18 protein-coding genes are annotated in these 18,470 nt (G+C 58.7%); 8 read left to right on the forward strand and 10 right to left on the reverse strand.

The features are described 5' to 3' along the window. Positions 1–85 precede the first annotated feature (85 nt). From cgtA to rplU, 3 genes are all read right to left on the reverse strand, one after another. A complete protein-coding gene (gene cgtA, locus PspS49_RS25230; RefSeq protein WP_150706882.1) occupies positions 86–1,309 on the reverse strand; it encodes an Obg family GTPase CgtA in 1,224 nt (407 codons plus the stop codon). Positions 1,310–1,502: 193 nt separating this feature from the next. Beyond that, entirely contained in the window at positions 1,503–1,760 is a 258-nt protein-coding gene (gene rpmA, locus PspS49_RS25235) for a 50S ribosomal protein L27 (protein ID WP_003176049.1), read from the reverse strand. 34 nt (positions 1,761–1,794) lie between these two features. Continuing rightward, positions 1,795–2,109: a 50S ribosomal protein L21 gene (rplU, locus tag PspS49_RS25240; RefSeq protein ID WP_003176051.1), complete on the reverse strand. Its 315-nt coding sequence runs from the start codon at positions 2,107–2,109 to the stop codon at positions 1,795–1,797. A gap of 239 nt (positions 2,110–2,348) precedes the next feature. On the opposite strand from rplU, the gene PspS49_RS25245 reads away from it, so the two are divergent. From PspS49_RS25245 to PspS49_RS25255, 3 genes are all read left to right on the forward strand, one after another. Continuing rightward, the gene (locus tag PspS49_RS25245) at positions 2,349–3,317 is read left to right on the forward strand and encodes a polyprenyl synthetase family protein (RefSeq protein WP_127929839.1); all 969 of its coding nucleotides are present in this window, start codon (positions 2,349–2,351) and stop codon (positions 3,315–3,317) included. 146 nt (positions 3,318–3,463) lie between these two features. Continuing rightward, complete coding sequence (locus tag PspS49_RS25250) at positions 3,464–3,805, forward strand: zinc ribbon domain-containing protein YjdM (RefSeq protein ID WP_016986200.1); 342 nt, start codon at positions 3,464–3,466, stop codon at positions 3,803–3,805. Positions 3,806–4,010: 205 nt separating this feature from the next. Then, on the forward strand, positions 4,011–4,268 hold the full coding sequence (locus PspS49_RS25255; RefSeq protein ID WP_034153845.1) for a hypothetical protein: 258 nt from the start codon (positions 4,011–4,013) through the stop codon (positions 4,266–4,268). A 108-nt stretch (positions 4,269–4,376) separates the two neighbouring features. Here PspS49_RS25255 and PspS49_RS25260 read toward each other — a convergent pair whose 3' ends face one another. The 3 genes from PspS49_RS25260 to PspS49_RS25270 form a co-directional block, all read right to left on the reverse strand. After that, complete coding sequence (locus PspS49_RS25260) at positions 4,377–4,994, reverse strand: FKBP-type peptidyl-prolyl cis-trans isomerase (protein ID WP_008078561.1); 618 nt, start codon at positions 4,992–4,994, stop codon at positions 4,377–4,379. A 122-nt stretch (positions 4,995–5,116) separates the two neighbouring features. Then, on the reverse strand, positions 5,117–5,422 hold the full coding sequence (locus PspS49_RS25265; RefSeq protein WP_160041886.1) for a DUF6482 family protein: 306 nt from the start codon (positions 5,420–5,422) through the stop codon (positions 5,117–5,119). Positions 5,423–5,557: 135 nt separating this feature from the next. Beyond that, positions 5,558–6,046, reverse strand: a complete 489-nt coding sequence (locus tag PspS49_RS25270) for a TIGR00645 family protein (RefSeq protein WP_007909801.1) — start codon at positions 6,044–6,046, stop codon at positions 5,558–5,560. A gap of 161 nt (positions 6,047–6,207) precedes the next feature. Between PspS49_RS25270 and PspS49_RS25275 the strand changes: the two genes are divergently transcribed. Beyond that, positions 6,208–8,037, forward strand: coding sequence for a hypothetical protein (locus PspS49_RS25275; protein ID WP_160041888.1), 1,830 nt, complete (start codon positions 6,208–6,210; stop codon positions 8,035–8,037). Between the two features lie 36 nt (positions 8,038–8,073). On the opposite strand, the gene PspS49_RS25280 is transcribed toward PspS49_RS25275, so the two are convergent. Further along, positions 8,074–8,388 (reverse strand): hypothetical protein, encoded by a 315-nt coding sequence (locus PspS49_RS25280; RefSeq protein ID WP_007909799.1) that lies wholly within the window; start codon positions 8,386–8,388, stop codon positions 8,074–8,076. Between the two features lie 312 nt (positions 8,389–8,700). After that, positions 8,701–11,139 (reverse strand): ATP-binding protein, encoded by a 2,439-nt coding sequence (locus PspS49_RS25285; protein ID WP_127929841.1) that lies wholly within the window; start codon positions 11,137–11,139, stop codon positions 8,701–8,703. A 277-nt stretch (positions 11,140–11,416) separates the two neighbouring features. Here PspS49_RS25285 and PspS49_RS25290 point away from each other — a divergent pair, with 277 nt between their 5' ends. The 4 genes from PspS49_RS25290 to PspS49_RS25305 all read left to right on the forward strand — a co-directional run bounded on the left by PspS49_RS25290 (position 11,417) and on the right by PspS49_RS25305 (position 14,994). After that, on the forward strand, positions 11,417–11,905 hold the full coding sequence (locus PspS49_RS25290) for a DUF3015 domain-containing protein (RefSeq protein WP_007909797.1): 489 nt from the start codon (positions 11,417–11,419) through the stop codon (positions 11,903–11,905). A gap of 94 nt (positions 11,906–11,999) precedes the next feature. Further along, positions 12,000–13,853, forward strand: a complete 1,854-nt coding sequence (locus tag PspS49_RS25295) for a DUF4105 domain-containing protein (protein WP_160041890.1) — start codon at positions 12,000–12,002, stop codon at positions 13,851–13,853. 219 nt (positions 13,854–14,072) lie between these two features. Continuing rightward, complete coding sequence (locus PspS49_RS25300; RefSeq protein WP_160041892.1) at positions 14,073–14,429, forward strand: hypothetical protein; 357 nt, start codon at positions 14,073–14,075, stop codon at positions 14,427–14,429. A gap of 70 nt (positions 14,430–14,499) precedes the next feature. Further along, positions 14,500–14,994, forward strand: a complete 495-nt coding sequence (locus tag PspS49_RS25305; RefSeq protein ID WP_160041894.1) for a GreA/GreB family elongation factor — start codon at positions 14,500–14,502, stop codon at positions 14,992–14,994. Here PspS49_RS25305 and gdhA read toward each other — a convergent pair. Both gdhA and ettA read right to left on the reverse strand, forming a co-directional pair. Then, entirely contained in the window at positions 14,991–16,328 is a 1,338-nt protein-coding gene (gene gdhA, locus PspS49_RS25310) for an NADP-specific glutamate dehydrogenase (RefSeq protein WP_160041896.1), read from the reverse strand. The genes PspS49_RS25305 and gdhA overlap by 4 nt on opposite strands. Before the next feature lie 352 nt (positions 16,329–16,680). After that, positions 16,681–18,345, reverse strand: a complete 1,665-nt coding sequence (gene ettA, locus PspS49_RS25315) for an energy-dependent translational throttle protein EttA (RefSeq protein ID WP_127929845.1) — start codon at positions 18,343–18,345, stop codon at positions 16,681–16,683. Positions 18,346–18,470: the final 125 nt, after the last annotated feature.

Consider the following 18,470-nt stretch of genomic DNA (forward strand, 5'->3'; position numbering starts at 1 on the left):
CCGCCCATGACGTTATTTGTGACTTGCGATTTCCAGATACTAAAACGCCGCTCGATTGAGCGGCGCTTAAGTTTACTGCAACGAATCAGTCACGCACGTAAATGATTTCCGGACCGTCTTCGTCATCCACATCTTCTTCGTCCCAGTCATCATCGCCGATGTCATGGACCGACTTCACGCCGCTGCGACGCAGGGCACGCTTGTCATCCAGCGCCTGCAGTTGCGCGCGGGCTTCGTCTTCGATGCGTTGATCGAGATCGGCCAGCTCTTCCTTGTAAGCCGGGTCATTGGCCAGACGATCAGCACGATCTTCCATGTAACGCATGATGTCGTGGCACAGACGCTCGGTGCCAATCTTGGCGATGGCCGAGATCACGTAGACCGGACCGGTCCACTCCAGGCGCTCAACGATTTCCTTGACGCGCTCATCGTGCTCTTCTTCAAGGATCTGGTCGCACTTGTTCAGCACCAGCCAGCGATCACGCTCCGCCAGGGACGGGCTGAATTTGATCAGCTCGTTGACGATCACTTCAGCGGCATCCGGTGCACTGCTGTCATCCAGAGGTGCCATGTCGACGAGGTGCAGCAACAGACGGGTACGCGCCAAGTGCTTGAGGAAGCGAATGCCCAGACCGGCACCGTCGGAAGCGCCTTCGATCAGACCCGGAATGTCGGCAATGACGAAGCTCTTCCAGCGATCGACGCTGACCACACCCAGGTTCGGCACCAGCGTGGTGAACGGGTAGTCGGCGACTTTTGGCTTGGCCGCCGATACCGAACGAATGAAGGTACTTTTACCGGCGTTCGGCAAGCCCAGCAGACCGACGTCAGCCAGCACTTTCATTTCCAGTTTCAGATCACGCTGCTCACCCGGCTTACCCGGAGTGGTCTGACGCGGCGCACGGTTGGTACTGGATTTGAAACGGGTGTTACCCAGACCGTGCCAGCCGCCCTGCACTACCATCAGTTTCTGGCCAGCCTTGGTCAGGTCGCCGATCACTTCCTGGGTAGCAGAGTCGATCACCGTGGTGCCGACCGGCACGCGCAGGATCAGGTCCTCGCCTTTTTTACCGGTGCAGTCAGTGCTGCCACCGTTGGAGCCACGCTCGGCGTCGAAGTGCCGGGTGTAACGGTAGTCGACCAGGGTGTTGAGGTTTTCGTCAGCCATCATGTAGATGGAACCGCCGTCACCGCCATCACCGCCGTTCGGGCCACCGTTTTCGATGAATTTTTCCCGACGGAAACTCATGGCGCCATTGCCGCCGTCACCAGCCTTTACGCGAATCGATACTTCATCAACAAACTTCATAACCAACGCCTCTCGCCATACGGACGAGCCGAAAAACAATCAAGACATAAGACTCTTGCAAAAATGAGCGCAGCGACCCCAAAACACGACCTGCATCGCACGCCGACAGCCCATACAAACAGTTTTGCAAGAGACTCACCCCACAAACGAAAAAGCCCCGTCGCGAGACAGGGCTTTTCCAGCGATCGCGCAATTAAGCTGCGACAACGCTCACGTAACGGCGGTTGAACGCGCCTTTTACTTCAAACTTGATCACGCCTTCGATTTTCGCGAAGAGGGTGTGATCCTTACCCATGCCAACGCCGTAGCCAGCGTGGAATTGGGTGCCGCGCTGACGCACGATGATGTTGCCCGGAATGATTTTCTGGCCGCCATACATCTTAACGCCAAGGCGTTTGGCTTCTGAGTCGCGACCGTTACGGGTACTACCACCAGCTTTTTTGTGTGCCATGAGTCAATTCTCCTAGTGAGGAATTAGGCTGAAATTAAGCCTGAATACCGGTGATTTTGATCTCGGTGTACCACTGGCGGTGGCCCATACGCTTCATGTGGTGCTTACGACGACGGAACTTGATGATGCGAACTTTATCGTGACGACCTTGGGAGATCACTTCAGCCACAACGGTAGCGCCAGCAACAACTGGAGCGCCGATATTCACGTCGTCGCCATTGGCAACCAACAGAACGCGATCAAAGGTAACGGATTCGCCGGTAGCGATTTCCAGTTTTTCGATCTTCAGGTATTCACCTGGGGCGACTTTGTACTGCTTGCCGCCAGTAACGATTACTGCATAAGACATGGTATTTCTCCGATAATCCTGCTCACCCAGCTCTTTATAAGAAGAGGTATTGGCTGGCATGGCTGCATAAGGCTGGAAGGCCCGTTGCAATTGCGTAAGGCAGGTGCTGCCCAGGAAGTTCAGGGTGCGCGATTGTACGCAAGCCGCGAGAGACGCGCAAGTAGCCGTCCATCGCGCCTTGACAGCTCTGGATGTGAGTCCTAGCATGCCGCGCAACCCTTCTGGAGCGACTCTCGCTGATGCAACCCCAAGCTTTCTACCGCGCGGTGGCGGACGATTTTAGCGCCGTCGACGGCATCATCAAGAAGCAGCTGACTTCCCGAGTACCGCTGGTATCGAAAATCGGCGATTACATTACCTCGGCCGGCGGCAAACGTCTGCGTCCTTTATTAGTGTTGCTGTGTGGCAAGGCCTTGGGTCGCGAAGGCGACGACATGCGTCTTTTGGCCGCCACCATCGAATTCCTGCACACTGCGACCCTGCTGCATGACGACGTGGTCGACATGTCCGGCATGCGCCGTGGCCGCTCGACCGCCAACGCCATGTGGGGCAACGCCCCAAGCGTGCTGGTCGGCGACTTCCTGTACTCGCGCTCGTTCGAAATGATGGTCGAACTGGGCTCGATGCCGGTGATGAAGATCCTTTCCCAGGCCACGCGCATCATCGCCGAAGGCGAAGTGCTGCAACTGTCCAAGGTGCGCGACGCCAGCACTACCGAAGAAACCTACATGGAAGTCATCCGCGGCAAAACCGCGATGCTCTTCGAAGCCTCGACTCACAGTGCTGCGGCACTGGCCGGTGCCTCCGCCGAGCAGAGCGAAGCGCTGCGTACTTTCGGTGATCACCTCGGTGTGGCGTTCCAGTTGGTCGACGACCTGCTCGACTACAAGGGCGACGCGGAAACCCTGGGCAAGAACGTCGGTGACGATCTGGCCGAAGGCAAGCCGACCCTGCCGCTGATCTACACCATGCGTGAAGGTACGGCTGAACAGGCTGCACTGGTGCGTCAGGCGATCCAGAAAGGCGGGATCGAAGACCTGGAAAGCATCCGCATTGCTGTGGAAGCCTCCGGCTCGCTTGAGTACACCGCGCAACTGGCCCGTGATTACGTGGCCCGTGCGATCAAGTGCCTCGATGCACTGCCGGCCAGTGAATATCGGGATGCGCTGGTTGAACTGAGTGAGTTTGCGGTCGCCCGTACGCACTGATATCGCTGAAGCAAGATCAAACGATCGCAGCCTTCGGCAGCTCCTACAGGGGCTGTCGGGGCTGCGATTTTTGCTTTTGACTGCCTGAAAAGCTAAAACCCTATACAATGTGCGACTTTTAGCGATCCACACCCCAAGGAGCCTTAGTGAGCACGTTGCCACCCTGCCCGAAATGCAATTCCGAATACACCTACGAAGACGGCACCCAACTGGTGTGCCCGGAGTGCGCCCACGAGTGGTCTGCCAGCGGCGAAGCCGAAGTGGCGTCCGATGATGCCGTGAAGAAAGATTCGGTCGGCAACGTCCTGCAGGACGGCGACACCATCACCGTGATCAAGGATCTGAAGGTCAAGGGCACCTCGCTGGTGGTCAAGGTCGGCACCAAGGTCAAGAACATCCGTCTGTGCGATGGCGACCACGACATCGACTGCAAGATCGACGGTATCGGCCCGATGAAGCTCAAATCCGAGTTCGTCAGAAAGGTCTGATTCCACTGTCATCCATCCCGCGCCAGCCGTGGGATGGAGCTTCGCCCTCCCCGCTCCGCCCCAGCAAAACCAAGCAATAGCCAAACGCCAGCCGTTTTGACCTTACGCAATCTTTACCCGGAAAATTTCACAATCCGCCAATAGACGCTTGCTATTTGACGAATAAGAATTATTCTCATTGAAACCCTTCAAGGAGATGAGAACCATGACTTATTTGATCGACGCGTGGCTGGATCGCCCACACCCTTACCTCAGAATCCTCCATCGGGAAACCGGTGAAGTCTGTGCGGTGCTTGAAGAAGAAGCCCTGCATGAACTGCAAGACCAAGGGGATCTGGACGTCAGCAGCCTCAATTCCAGCGAGCCATTGGTGCTCAAGGAGCTGGTGCGCAATCTGTTCCTGTTCTGCTATGCCCGGGCGTTGCGCCCGACCAGTGAGCTGCATCACAAGATAGAACTATGAAACTCGGTAAAAACTGTGGGAGTGAGCCTGCTCGCGAAGGCTTCAACTCGAATCTCAAGTTAGATCCAGTCGCCTGCATTCGCGAGCAAGCTCGCTCCCACAAAGGTCTTACAGAACGTCCAGCAGCTCGACGTCGAATACCAGAACGCTGTGCGGCGGGATGCTGCCAACGCCTTGAGCGCCGTAAGCCAGTTCGCTCGGCACGTACAGACGCCATTTGCTGCCGGCATTCATCAGTTGCAGGGCTTCGGTCCAGCCAGCGATCACGCCGCCAACCGGGAATTCTGCAGGCTGGCCACGCTCGTAGGAGCTGTCGAACACAGTGCCGTCGATCAGGGTGCCGTGGTAGTGAGTACGTACTTGATCTTCACGGGTCGGCTTGGCGCCTTCGCCCTGAGTCAGCACTTCGAATTGCAGGCCGGAAGCCAGGGTGGTGATGCCGTCACGCTTGGCGTTTTCAGCCAGGAAGGCCAGGCCTTCGCCAGCAGCGGCTTCAGCTTTGGCAGCGGCTTCGGCTTGCATGATTTCGCGGATAACCTTGAAGCTGGCGGACATTTCTTCCTGACCCACACGGCTTTCCTTACCGGCGAAAGCGTCGGTCAGACCGGCCAGGATGGCGTCCAGGCTAACGCCCGGTGGCGGGTTGTCGCGCAGCTGGTCACCCAGCTGACGGCCGATGCCGTAGCTGACGCGGGTTTCGTCGGTGGACAGATTTACTTCGGACATGACACTGCTCCGCTGTGCGGACGGCCACAAGACTTGCCGTGCGTGCACAGCGCGTCCCGGCGCGCCCGGAACCAAAAGGGCGAGCAGACTAGCACAGATGTTCCGGCGATGGCGCGCAACGCCTACAGGGCTGAACGCCAGGCCAGCGGCACTTTCAGGCTTTCCTCGCCGCTGGGGCCCAAGCCACACATTTCGTCATGTACCGAGGTGTGTACGAGGTTGAATGGCAACACCGGAAAGTTGTGCAGCAAATCCCGTGCATGTTCCACCGAGCGCAATGTCAGCATCCCACCCTTGAGGTCACTCAACGGATACGCCGCCCCATGCATCCGTGCTTCGAGCAGATAAATCCCGCCTTCCATGGAGATCAGATTCAGCTCATCAACCTTCCTGGCGATGGCAAACGCATTCAACTCTTGCAGGTTCATGAGCGCACCTCACGCAGTGGCGAGTCAGGACCTCTACAGGGATATGCCCAAGAGCATCAAAGCACAAGCCACAAACGACACCGCCCGTCTGTTTCGCAACAGACAGGCGGTGTTATTGCAGCGATCAACGGTTGATCAGTGCTTGGTGACCTTGTCCAGGTAACCCATGGCGAACGCCGAAACGACGAAGGTCATGTGGATGATCACGTACCACATCAAGTGCTCGGGATCGACGTTCTTGGCGTCCATGAAGATGCGCAGCAGGTGGATCGAGGAGATCGCCACGATCGAGGCCGCCACTTTCATCTTCAGCGACGAAGAGTCCATGGTGCCGAGCCAGCTGAGCTTCTCCTTGCCTTCATCGATGTTCAGTTCAGAGACGAAGTTCTCGTAGCCGGAAATCATCACCATCACCAGCAGGCCGCCAACCAGCGCCATATCGATCAGCGACAGCAGCACCAGAATCAGTTCAGACTCGGCCATCGAGAACACGTTGGGCAGGATGTGGAAAACTTCCTGGAAAAATTTCAGTGCCAGCGCCAGCAGTCCGAGGGACAGCCCGATATAGATTGGCGCCAGCAGCCAGCGCGAGGCGTACATTGCGTTTTCGATAAAGCGTTCCATTGAGTCTCACACAGGGGGGCTGGAAATGGCGGCGAGTATAACAGCCACCTATGACAGCCAGAAACCGCCGAAAAATCCGCCACCTGCGTGTGTGAGTGATTTTTTTTCTGCTAGTGTCCAAACCATTGACAGCCCAGTGACTGTAGACAGGACGCGTGGAAATGGATGTGCGATTACCGATAACGACGGCCGGAATCTGCCTTGCACTGTTGATCAGCGGTTGCTCGCCTGGCGACGAGAAGCACGCCGCCAGCCTTGAAGAAAAGACGGCAAAGTTCGAACAGTCGCTGGACGCCATCACCGATCCGAAACTCAAGGACGCCATTACCGAACTTGGCGGCTCACTGCTGTTGCTTGAACGGGCGCAACTCAAGCTCAGCGACAATCCAACGCGCACCGAATACGGCGAAGACGCCCTCGCCGTACTCAAGCACTACCCCGCCCCGCAGACACTGGTTGATACCTTTATCAATGGCCTGTTCGTGCTGCACAAGGACGCCAGCTCCGATTACCTCACCGACCTGCAACCGGTGTTCCCGTTCAACCTGAACATTCCCGGCGGCTTCCTGTTCCCCCATGGCGTGGAGTGGCAGTCGGTAACATTGAGCAACAAACGCGTGATCGCTTATCAGCCGGAATGGTCGGAAACCGATCCGGGCATCCAGCTCAGCCCGTCCAGCTCCAATGTCACCAACCCCGATGACCTGACCGTAACCTACCCGTTCATTGACGGACTGGACGTGGACAAGAAGACCCTGCCGCAACCGGTCAGCCTGCAAGGCCAGATCGAAGTCATCGCGCCGCGCCGCTTGTACAGCTTCGACCTGACGCAAAAGGACGTCGGCCAAACCCGCACCAATGACAACCTCAGCGTCAAACTGCTGAAGCTTGAAAAGGACTACGCAGAGGTCGAATTCAGCAACAACCTGCCGCTGGCGGCAGAAGTCGCCGATGCCCAGCTCAATCCGCTGATCGTTCAGGCCCGGGACAAGACCGGACAGTATCTGGTTCGCGCCGGCTCGATCAACGAAAGTCCCGAGCAAGTGGCCTTCTACCAGAAACAACTGGCATACCTGCAACAGCAGAAGAGCTGGAGCGATACGCTGGAAAAACAGCTCACCCGGGAACAACAGGATTTCGAGCAGAAACACCCGCGTCGCTACAACAAGGTCTATTTCAATGGCCCGATCGAAACGCTGGAAGTCAGCGTGCTCGACTTTTCCTCAGCGACCGTGACGCGTAAACCGCTGGACCTGCCGATTCGTACGTTCAATCAGCACACCACGGAGAAAACCATCCAGCCACTGGATCCGTCGGTGACCGTTTACGACGATCTGGCGGCCAACTGGCTCAAGGGTGCGAGCCTGACCGAAGAACAATTGAAGGCCGGCATCCGCATTCATCAATCCGTAGAAGAGCCAAGCGCTGCACGCATCGAGTTCTCCCATCGCCGCACGTTCAACGATGAATTGCTGGGCGATGACTTCAGTCCGGGTGTCAGCCCGGTCACGTTTTTCACCGAAAAGCGCGGTGGCAAGCTCGATGAACCGATCGAACTGCCGCCCGAGGCGTACCAGGTCGATCCGCTGCGCGCGACGATCACTTACGACCTGAACCTGTTCCCGGAAACCCCGGCGATTGCCGTCGGCTCAATGCCGCTGTTTCTCGCCACGGTGGCCAAACAGACGTACGACGCCAAGTCCCTGCCCAAAGGCCTGGAGATCAAGAACAACATGCTGGTGGTGGACCTGAAACTGTTTCCGCCCAACGAATGGCGTTTCTTCGTCAAGGATGACAGCGGCAATTACCTCAAGCAGATCCTTTCGGTCAGCCACGACGCGGGCGCAGAAGGCCCGGCGTTGTTTGGCGTGCATTACTTTTATGGCCGCCCGAGCCAAGTGGAAACCTATCAGCGAACCGACCTCGCCACCGTGCAATACGGCTTTGAAGTCAAACTCGACAAGGCGCAGCTGCCTGATACTGCCCCTTGAAGAGCAAGATCAAAAGATCGCAGCCTGCGGCAGCTCCTACAGGGCGCGGCCACGGCCACCGTTGATCTGCCGCAGTTGGGCTTGCAGGTGTAGGCTCCAGATCTGCGGATCGTCGGCCAGTTCGTAGCCATGCAAGGTCAGACTTTCGACGATGGTGTCGAGTATCGATTCAGCGGCGACCGGCCCATGAAACGGGCCTTGGGCTTTGATGGCGGAAGGTTGTTCGCCGGCCATGCCGGCGGCGAAGAGCAGCGTCCACATGCCGTTATCGCCGGCCAACGGCTTGATGGCGCATTCGATACGGGTCACCAGACCCAGGCATTGACGGGTGAGACAGAGGTTGCGCGACATGGCGGCGACCCTCGGTGAAGCCGGTATTCAGTCCCCACGGGAGGACTGGCTCGATCCAGTGATACTGTCGATATCCTTGAGCTGAGAATAGAAGAAAAGTCCGCTGCGCAAGCTGGATAGAACCAGAAGGCGCCGAATGGTCATTGTGTGAATATTGGCGTCAGAGTTGTGGCGATTTTCCGATGGATTCACACCAAACAAATGTGGGAGCGAGCCTGCTCGCGAATGCGGAGTGTCAGGCAACTTATTCGTCGTCTGATACAGCGTTTTCGCGAGCAGGCTCGCTCCCACAGTTTTTGACCGCGTTTAGGCTCAGGCCGGTTTGGCTTCGGCCAAAGCCTCCTGCGCCAGTTCTTTCTCGGCTTCCTTGAGGTCTTCTTCGCTGATCATCTCGGCGATGTCGCGCAAGCGCTCGACCACCCGTGCATTGATGCTGCCTTCCGGGAATTCGCCATCGGCATTCGGCTCACCGGCCGGTTCACCGACCAGAAGGCTCAGCGCTTCATCCGCCTGGCGCACCGCGTAAACGTGGAACTGCCCGGCACGCACCGCCGCCAGCACTTTCTCATCGAGCATCAGCGTCGCGACGTTGGCCTGCGGAATGATCGCGCCCTGCTCGCCGGTCAAGCCGCGTGCTTCGCAGAGGCGGAAGAAGCCTTCGATCTTCTCGTTGACTCCGCCCACCGCCTGCACTTCGCCGAACTGGTTGATCGAACCGGTAATCGCGAAGCACTGCTTCAACGGCGTTTTCGACAGCGCCGAAATCAGTGTGCACGCCTCGCCCAACGACGCACTGTCGCCATCGACGTAACCGTAGGATTGCTCGAGTGCGATGCTCGCGGAAATCGCCAGCGGGAATTCCTGAGCGTAACGGCTGCCCAGATACCCGGTGAGGATCATCACGCCTTTGGAGTGGATCGGTTGACCAAGGTTAACCTCTCGCTCGATGTCGACGATGCCACTGCCGCCCGGGTACACCGTGGCGGAAATCCGCGCCGGCACACCGAACGCCGAATCGCCGACTTCGAGTACGGTCAGACCGTTGCACTTGCCGACCGCCGCGCCATCGGTGTCGATGAGGATGATCCCGGCGAGCATGTCGTCGAGAATCCGCGCCGACACACGACCAGTCCGTGTGGCTTTGGCTTTCAGCGCACGTTCGATATGCCCGGCATCGGTCATCTCATCGCCGGCCAGATGACGAATGAAATCCGCCTCGCTGACCAACTGGAACAGATCGCCGATGCGCGCCGACAGACGCCCTTGGTGTTCGGCCAGACGTGCGCTGTAAGTGGCCAGACGCGCCACCGCATCGGCAGTCAGCGGTGCCATGCCCTCTTCCGAGGTACGGGTTTTCAACAGCTGGGCGAATTGCTCCAGGCTCTCGTCGACCATCGGGATGTCTTCGTCGAAGTCCACCAGAACGCGGAACATCTCCTGGAAGTCCGGATCGAGGTCTTGCAGCGTGTAGTACAGCGACCGCGCACCGATGATGATGACTTTGACCTGCAACGGAATGTGCTGCGGGTTGAGCGTCACAGTGGCGAACCGGCCCATCTCGCCTAGCGGTGACTCCATTTTCAGCTTGCGCGATTGCAGGGCGCGTTTCAGCGCATCCCACACGAACGGCTCGCTGAGCATTTTTTCCGCTTCAAGAATCAGGAAACCGCCGTTGGCGCGGTGCAAGGCACCCGGACGCAACTGGCGATACGTGGTGTAGAGCGCGCCCTGATCGGTGGTGTATTCGATACGACCGAAGAGGTTTTCGTAAGTCGGGTGCGGCTCGAACACCACCGGCGCACCGCCGCTGGCCGGATGCCCGACCACTAGGCTCGGCGCGTATTGCTCTTCCAGCAGCTTGCGCGCGACGGCGTCGGTCTTGCTGTCATCGACCAATTGCTCGACCACGGTCTTCAGCAGGTACACCTGCATCGCTTGCAGGTAACCGCACACCGCAGCGTTTTCCGCGTACTTCTCCGACAGCGGCGACAGCAACGGCTGCAGCGCCAAGGTGATGGTTTCTTCGTTGAGCGAGCGCAATTGATTGTTCGACTCGCGCTTCCATTGCGGCAGGCTGGCGAGTTCTTCGTTCAGGCGTTCTTCGAGGCCGGAAATGTCATCGTGGAAACGCTCACGATCGGCTTCCGGCAACTGAGCGAATTCCGCTTCATCCAGCGCTTTGCCGTCAAGCATCGGCGTGAAGGCAATGTTGCTGGCGTCGCGATACAGGGCGACGTCTTTTTCCAGGGCCAGACGCTCGATGATGTCGAGGGCCTTGTCGTAGCGCTGGTTGAAGGCGCGGTCGATGGCGCTTTTCTTTTGCTGGTAGGACGGGTGTTCGAACACCGCCGGAAACGTCGCCAGCAGGTTGTCGATCAAACCGTTGATGTCACCGATAAAGGCGCCGGCCGTGCCCGATGGCAGTTCCAGGGCGCGTGGTTCGCGTGGCTCATCGAAGTTATTGACGTAGACCCAGTCCGCCGGGGTCTGCAGGCGTTTGCCTTCGGCCTTCAGGTAGCGTTTGACGAACGAGAAGCGGCCGGTGCCGGGTTCGCCCATGACAAAGACGTTGTAACCGGGGCGTGGCATCGCCACACCGAACTGCAAGGCTTCGACCGCGCGTTCCTGGCCGAGCACACCGCGAAAGGGCTCCAGATCATTGGTGGTAGTGAAGCTGAACTGTTCAGCGGAAAACGGACGGGTCAGCGCTTCGGGCGCAAGACGCAAGCTGGCAGCAACAGGATCAGGCATCGGGCTTCCTTAACAATCAGGCGGGGCAGATAGCGGCATTCTGGCGCCGCCCGTGCCCCACTGGCAAGGCGCGCCACACGACAAAGCATAGACAACTGCCCGCCCCTGCCCCGGCACCCGTGAAATCGGGGTTATCGCCAAATCTTTTGTAAAAACTCACGGAACCCCAGGAACGTGCCTAAACTCCAAACTGCGCGGCTGGAACTAATACTGGCCCACTGGCACCGTCAGGCGCCAGAACCCTGTCCATTGGTATGCACACAAAGAGAAAAAAGCTATGAAACGGATTCTTCTCGGTACTCTCTTCACCGCTGTATCCATCAACGCAATGGCGCAAGCTCCAGGCGGCCCGGATTGCGGTTGGGGCAACATGCTGTTCGAAGGTCAGCGTGGCACCCCGGCGCACTTCCTCGCTTCCACCACCAACGGCACGTCCGGTAACGCCACCTTCGGGATGACGTCCGGCACCAACGGTTGCTCGACCAACGCATCGCTGACCTACGGCGGCAAATCCTGGTTTGCCATGAATGGCATGATGAACGAGCTGTCCGAAGACATGGCCAAAGGCAACGGCGAAGCGCTGACGACTTATGCCGTGGTACTGGGCGTGGCGCCGGAAGATCGCGCGCACTTCGCGGCTGTGACTCACGAGCACTTCCAGCAGATCTTCAGCAAGGCTGACGTGACCGCTGAAGACGTGCATACCAACACCCTGGCCGTACTGAAATCGGATCCTCGTCTGGCCAAGTACGCAACTCAGGCTTAAGCTCGGCCCCACCCGCTTCCTTCGGGAAGCGGGTTTTGTTTTTTCGGCCCGCCCTCCTTGGGTCTTTATTTCTTTCCTGTTCAAGTTGCCGACTATGCTCAAACGCCTTGCCTGGCTGGCGCTCTGTGTCTGCGCCCCGCTGTCCGCCGCGCCAACCATCGACCCTCAACGTTTGCAGCAACTGGCCAACGACCGCTTCTGGATTTCCCTCGGTCACTACGAAACCGCCAAGCTTGGTGGCTGGCGCAGTTATGTCAGCGACAAGAAATTCTTTCTCGCGCCCGATGGCAATGAACATCCCGATCATGAACTAGCGGCCACCGTGCAAGCGCTGTACGCCCCGGCCAGTCTCGGCGAGCAACATGCGCAATGCGTTTATCCGGCGCGCACTCGCTGGTTGAAAGCGCAGCTCAACCTGACCGATCTGCCGACGCCCGAGTGCGCCGAGTACAAAAAATGGTTCAAGGATGTCTCGCCGCACAGCGCGGTGATGATCTTCCCGGCGGCGTACTTGAACAGTCCGTCGTCGATGTTCGGCCATACCCTGCTGCGTATCGATCAGGCTGACGTGCAGGCCGACAAAACGTCGCTGCTCAGTTACGCGATCAACTTCGGCGCCTACATCGAAGGCTCGGACAACAGCATTCTTTACGCTTGGAAAGGCTTGATGGGCGGTTATCCCGGCCTGTTCGCACTGGTGCCGTATCAGGAAAAACTCTCCGAATACCGCAGCCTGGAAAACCGCGATCTGTGGGAATACCGACTGAATCTGACGCAAGAAGAAACCGCACGCATGGTTGAACATGTGTGGGAGTTGAAGCAGATTCAGTTCGACTATTTCTTCTTCGATGAAAACTGCTCGTATCGTTTACTGGAACTGCTGCAAGTCGCACGGCCGAGCCTGCGCCTGACCGAACAATTCCCGTTGACCGCGATCCCCACCGACACCGTCAAAGCGGTGAAAGAAGCCGGGCTGGTGGAAAGCATCGAATATCGCCCGTCCCGTGAGCGCGAATTGCTCAGCCGCGCCGAACCGTTGAGCGACGAAGAACAGCAATGGGTGCTGAAAGTCAGCGCCGATCAGCAGCAGTTGCAGGATCCGGCGTTCAAAGCCCTGCCACGCGACCGTCAGGCGTTGACCATCGACGCGGCGTATCGCCTCGAGCGCTACCGTGCCAACGGTCAGGAGCGTGATCCGCAACGGGCGCAGCGCAGTTTCGAATTGCTGCGGGCGATCAATAAGAACCCCGCACCCGAGCTGGAAATTCCGCAACCGGGCCTGCCGGAAGACGGCCATGAATCACGCACCTGGCAGGCCGGTCTCGGCACCCGTGGCGACCGGGCGTTCGGTGAGTACGGCTTGCGCATGGCCTATCACGATCTCAACGACAACGCCGAAAGCTTCCCGCTCGGCGCGCAGATCGAAATCCTGCAGATGAAGTTGCGTCAGTACGAGGGTAACCACTGGCAGTTCCAGCAATTGGATCTGGCGACGATTCGTTCGCTGACACCGCGCAATGAGCTGCTACAGCCGCTGTCGTGGCAGGTCACCGGTGGTCTTGAGCGAGTGCCGGGCAAGCATGATGACGAAACGCTGGTCAGCCACGTCAATGGTGGCGGTGGCGGCACCTGGGCGCTGGGTGACGATGTGCTGGGTTTTGCCCTCGGCACCGTGCGCGTTGAACACAACAATGATTTCGCCGAGTTCGTGTCCCCGGCCGGCGGCTTCAATACCGGCGTGTTGTGGAAAAACCCGCTGGGGAATATGAGCCTGGAGGCCAAGGGCGATTACTTTTTCAATGGCGAAGTGCGCCGCAGCCTGAGTTTGAATCAGCAGTGGGAATTGTCGCGCAATCTGGGTTTGCGCCTGAGTGCGCAGCGTGAGTTCAGCCATCTCGCTACGCCGGAAACGGAAGTCATGCTCGAAGTGAAGTGGTATCACTACTGAGCTGAAGCCCGACAAATTCCCCCTGTGGGAGCGAGCCTGCTCGCGAAAGCGGTGGGTCAGTCAGCATCTTTGTTGAATGACCGATTGCATTCGCGAGCAGGCTCGCTCCCACAGGGGATTTGTGGTGTTAATGGATTTTTCACGGGGCTTCGACAGCCGCCTCATGAATCCCCTTCTAGACTTTCCCCATAAGCCGGACAACCGGCGCGGGAGAGTGCGATGTGGTGGTGTGCGGGTTTGCTGGGTGTTGTGCTGTTGCTGGGCGGTTGCCAGACCACCCACGAAGATCTGATCGCCAAGGGTTATCCACCGGCCTTCGCCGACGGCTTCGATGACGGCTGCATCAGCGGCCGCCAGGCGGCCGGTTCGATCAGCGGCGAGTTCCGCAAAAACGTGCCGCGCTATCTCAAGGACAAGCAATACGCCGAAGGCTGGACCGACGGTTTTCGCCAGTGTCAGGCAATGCTCGAAAACAAGGATCGCGAAGAGTATCGCAACGAACACTGGGACGAACGCGAGCGCGCCTGGCAGCAACAGAAAGACCAGGACGCCGGGCGGGCCTATCGCTCGCAATAGGTCGCTCTCAGACATCCAGTGAAACCAAATGCCTGCGAGCATGGCCCAAACCTCATACGAGGAGGACACCATGAGTCGCGCATTCGTCAACGAAGACAACGCCGCCGCGCAAGCCGATCAGCCGGTCGAACGGCAGGTCAGCGAGCAGCCCAATTACGTCACGGCGCAAGGGCTCGCGCAGTTGCAAGAAAAAGTCGCCGAACTGCAAACCCTGCATGCCGAACAATCGGCCAAAGGTGAGCAGGCCGACAAACAACGGCTGGCGGATCTGCAACGGGATTTGCGTTATTTCAATCAGCGCCTGAGCAGTGCACAAGTGGCGGTTGCCGCGACGTCCACCGATAAAGCGCAGATCGGCAGCTGGGTGACCTACGCTGACGAACACGACACCGAACGCCGCGTGCAACTGGTCGGCGAGGATCAGGCCGATGCCAGCAAAGGCCTGATCAATTGGGGCTCACCGCTGGGCCGGGCGCTGCTGGGTGCCCGGCTCAATGACGAGGTGCTGTGGCAGCACCCCGCCGGTGATCAAGTGATTGAAGTGATCCGCATCGAACCGGCTTAAACCACACCCTGCGCCAACATCGCGTCGGCGACTTTGACGAAGCCGGCGATGTTAGCGCCTTTGACGTAGTTGATCCGCCCGTTCTCTTCGCCGTAATGCACGCACGCGTGGTGAATCGATTGCATGATCGCGTGCAGCTTGCTGTCGACCTCGCCCGCCGTCCACAGCAGACGCATGGCGTTCTGTGACATTTCCAGACCGCTCACCGCCACGCCGCCAGCGTTGGATGCCTTGCCTGGGGCGAAGAGAATGCCGGCCTCGATAAAGATATCCACAGCCTCCAGCGTGGTCGGCATGTTCGCGCCTTCGGCCACGCATACGCAGCCATTGCGCAGCAGCGTGCGTGCAGCCTCAGCGTCGAGTTCGTTCTGCGTAGCGCACGGCAGCGCGATGTCGCACGGCAACGACCATGGCAGCTGACCGGCGCGGAACTCCAGACCGAACGCTGCCGCCAGTTCGCTGATGCGACCGCGTTTGACGTTTTTCAGCTCCAGCAACGCCAGCCACTGCTCTTCGCTCAAGCCAGCTTCGCAATACAGCGTGCCTTCGGAGTCGGACAAGGAAATCACTTTGCCGCCCAGATCCATGACCTTGCGCGCCGCGTATTGCGCCACGTTGCCGGAACCGGAGATCGCCACGCGTTTGCCTTCGACGGTCTGCTCGCGGCGCTTGAGCATTTCTTCAGCGAAGTACACGCAACCGAACCCCGTGGCTTCCGGACGAATCAGGCTGCCACCGTAGGTCATGCCTTTGCCGGTGAGGACGCTGGTGAACTGGTTGCTCAGGCGTTTGTACTGGCCGAACAGGAAGCCGATCTCGCGCGCACCGACGCCAATATCACCGGCGGGTACGTCAACGTCGGCGCCAATGTGGCGATACAACTCGCTCATGAACGCCTGACAGAAACGCATGACCTCGGCGTCGCTCTTGCCCTTCGGATCGAAGTCAGAACCGCCCTTGCCGCCGCCCATGGGCAGCGAAGTCAGGGAGTTTTTGAAGGTCTGTTCGAAGGCGAGGAATTTCAGCACGCCCAGGTTCACCGAAGGATGGAAGCGCAAACCGCCCTTGTACGGGCCGATGGCGCTATTCATCTGGATGCGGAAACCGCGATTGACCTGGACTTTGCCCTGATCGTCGACCCATGACACGCGGAACACCACGGCACGCTCCGGCTCGCAGATGCGCTCCAGAATCCCCGAGTTCAGGTAATGCGGATTGGCTTCGAGAAACGGCCACAGGCTGCGCAGGACTTCTTCGACGGCCTGGTGGAATTCGGGTTGATCCGGGTCGCGTTTTTTCAGACGGGCAAGGAAGGATTCGACGGATTCGATCATGGGAAAAGTCTCGGCAAATTTATTGTCGTTGGAGGAGATTGGGCCGGACTGTAACAAACGGATCGCGCACAGGAACAGAGCAAAATGTCGCAGTTATGAAATTAAATGGTGCACAGGATATAAATAAGGCGGTTTTTTAGCGGGTTTTGCACCTGAATGGGGAGTCTGGATTCAAGCAATGCACCGCCAGTTACACAGCTATCGCGAGCAGGCTCACTTCTACAGGGGGGAACGCATTTCAAATGTAGGAGTGAGCCTGCTCGCGATGGCCGCACCTCGGTCCCGCTGACAAAAACCGGGCAAAAAAAAACGGAGCCCGAAGGCTCCGCTCTTTCATGCAACCAACCCGATATCAGGCCAGTTTCTTGTGACGTACCCGGTGTGGCTGGGCAGCCGCTTCGCCGAGACGCTTTTTGCGATCAGCTTCGTACTCGGTGTAGTTGCCTTCGAAGAAGATCGCTTGCGAGTCGTCTTCGTACGCCAGGATGTGTGTCGCCACGCGGTCAAGGAACCACCGATCGTGAGAGATCACAATGGCGGCGCCCGGGAAGTCCAGCAGGGCTTCCTCCAGGGAACGCAGGGTTTCAACGTCGAGGTCGTTGGACGGTTCGTCGAGCAGCAGGACGTTGCCGCCCTCCTTCAGGGTCAGCGCCAGGTGCAGACGACCGCGCTCACCACCGGACAGGTCCTTGACGAACTTCTGCTGGTCGCCGCCCTTGAAGTTGAAGCGACCGACGTAGGTGCGCGACGGGATCTCGTAGTTGCCGATGCGGATCTGGTCGGAACCGTCGGAGATTTGCTGGAACACAGTCTTGCTGCCATCCAGGTCATCGCGGCTCTGATCGACGCAGGCCAGTTGCACGGTTTCGCCGACTTCGATGCTGCCCGAATCCGGTGTTTCCTTGCCCATCAGCATGCGGAACAGGGTCGATTTACCGGCACCGTTACCGCCGATCACGCCAACAATGGCGCCCTTCGGCATCGAGAACGACAGGTTGTCGATCAGGACGCGATCGCCGTAGCCCTTGGTGACGTTCTTGAACTCGATGACCTTGTCGCCCAGGCGTGGACCGGCCGGGATGTAGATCTCGTTGGTTTCGCTGCGCTTCTGGAATTCCTGCGATTGCATTTCTTCGAAGCGTTGCAGACGAGCCTTGGATTTCGACTGGCGGGCCTTGGCGCCTTTGCGCACCCACTCCAGTTCTTCTTTCATGGCTTTTTCGTGGGCCGACTGCTGCTTGGATTCGGCAGCCAGACGATCGGACTTGGCTTCGAGCCAACCCGAGTAGTTGCCTTCGTACGGAATGCCTGCGCCGCGGTCGAGTTCCAGAATCCAGCCAGCGACGTTGTCGAGGAAGTAACGGTCGTGCGTGATCGCAACCACGGTGCCCGGGAAGTCGTGCAGGAAGTGCTCCAGCCACGCCACCGAATCGGCGTCCAAGTGGTTGGTTGGTTCGTCGAGCAGCAGCATGTCCGGCGCGGACAGCAGCAGACGGCACAGCGCCACACGACGTTTTTCACCACCGGAGAGGAATTCGACCTTGGCGTCCCAGGCCGGCAGACGCAGCGCATCGGCGGCGACTTCCAGCTGGCGCTCAAGGTTGTGACCATCGCTGGCCTGCAGGATCGCTTCGAGTTTGGCTTGCTCGGCGGCGAGCTTGTCGAAGTCGGCATCCGGATCGGCGTAGGCCGCGTAGACCTCGTCCAGACGCGCTTGCGCATCCTTGATCACGCTGACCGCTTCCTCGACCACTTCACGCACGGTCTTGGTCGGATCAAGTTGCGGCTCTTGCGGCAGATAACCGATGTTCAGGTCCGGCATCGGACGGGCTTCGCCCTCGAACTCGGTGTCGACGCCGGCCATGATTTTCAGCAGCGTGGACTTACCCGAACCGTTGAGGCCGAGTACGCCGATCTTGGCGCCCGGGAAGAACGACAGCGAAATGTTTTTGAGAATTTCCCGCTTCGGCGGAACAACTTTGCCCAGCCGATGCATGGTGAAGACGTATTGAGCCATGGAGAACCTTGGGTCAGTGACAGATGAATGATTGCAGCGCAGGCGAAGCCCGGCCAGACCATGCGCGTCGTTCACTTGATGGTTATCAATGCGTGCGCGCTGAAAAAGTCTGAGTCTAGGAGCTG

The sequence above is a fragment of the Pseudomonas sp. S49 genome (assembly GCF_009866785.1).
In the GTDB taxonomy this organism is placed as follows: domain Bacteria; phylum Pseudomonadota; class Gammaproteobacteria; order Pseudomonadales; family Pseudomonadaceae; genus Aquipseudomonas.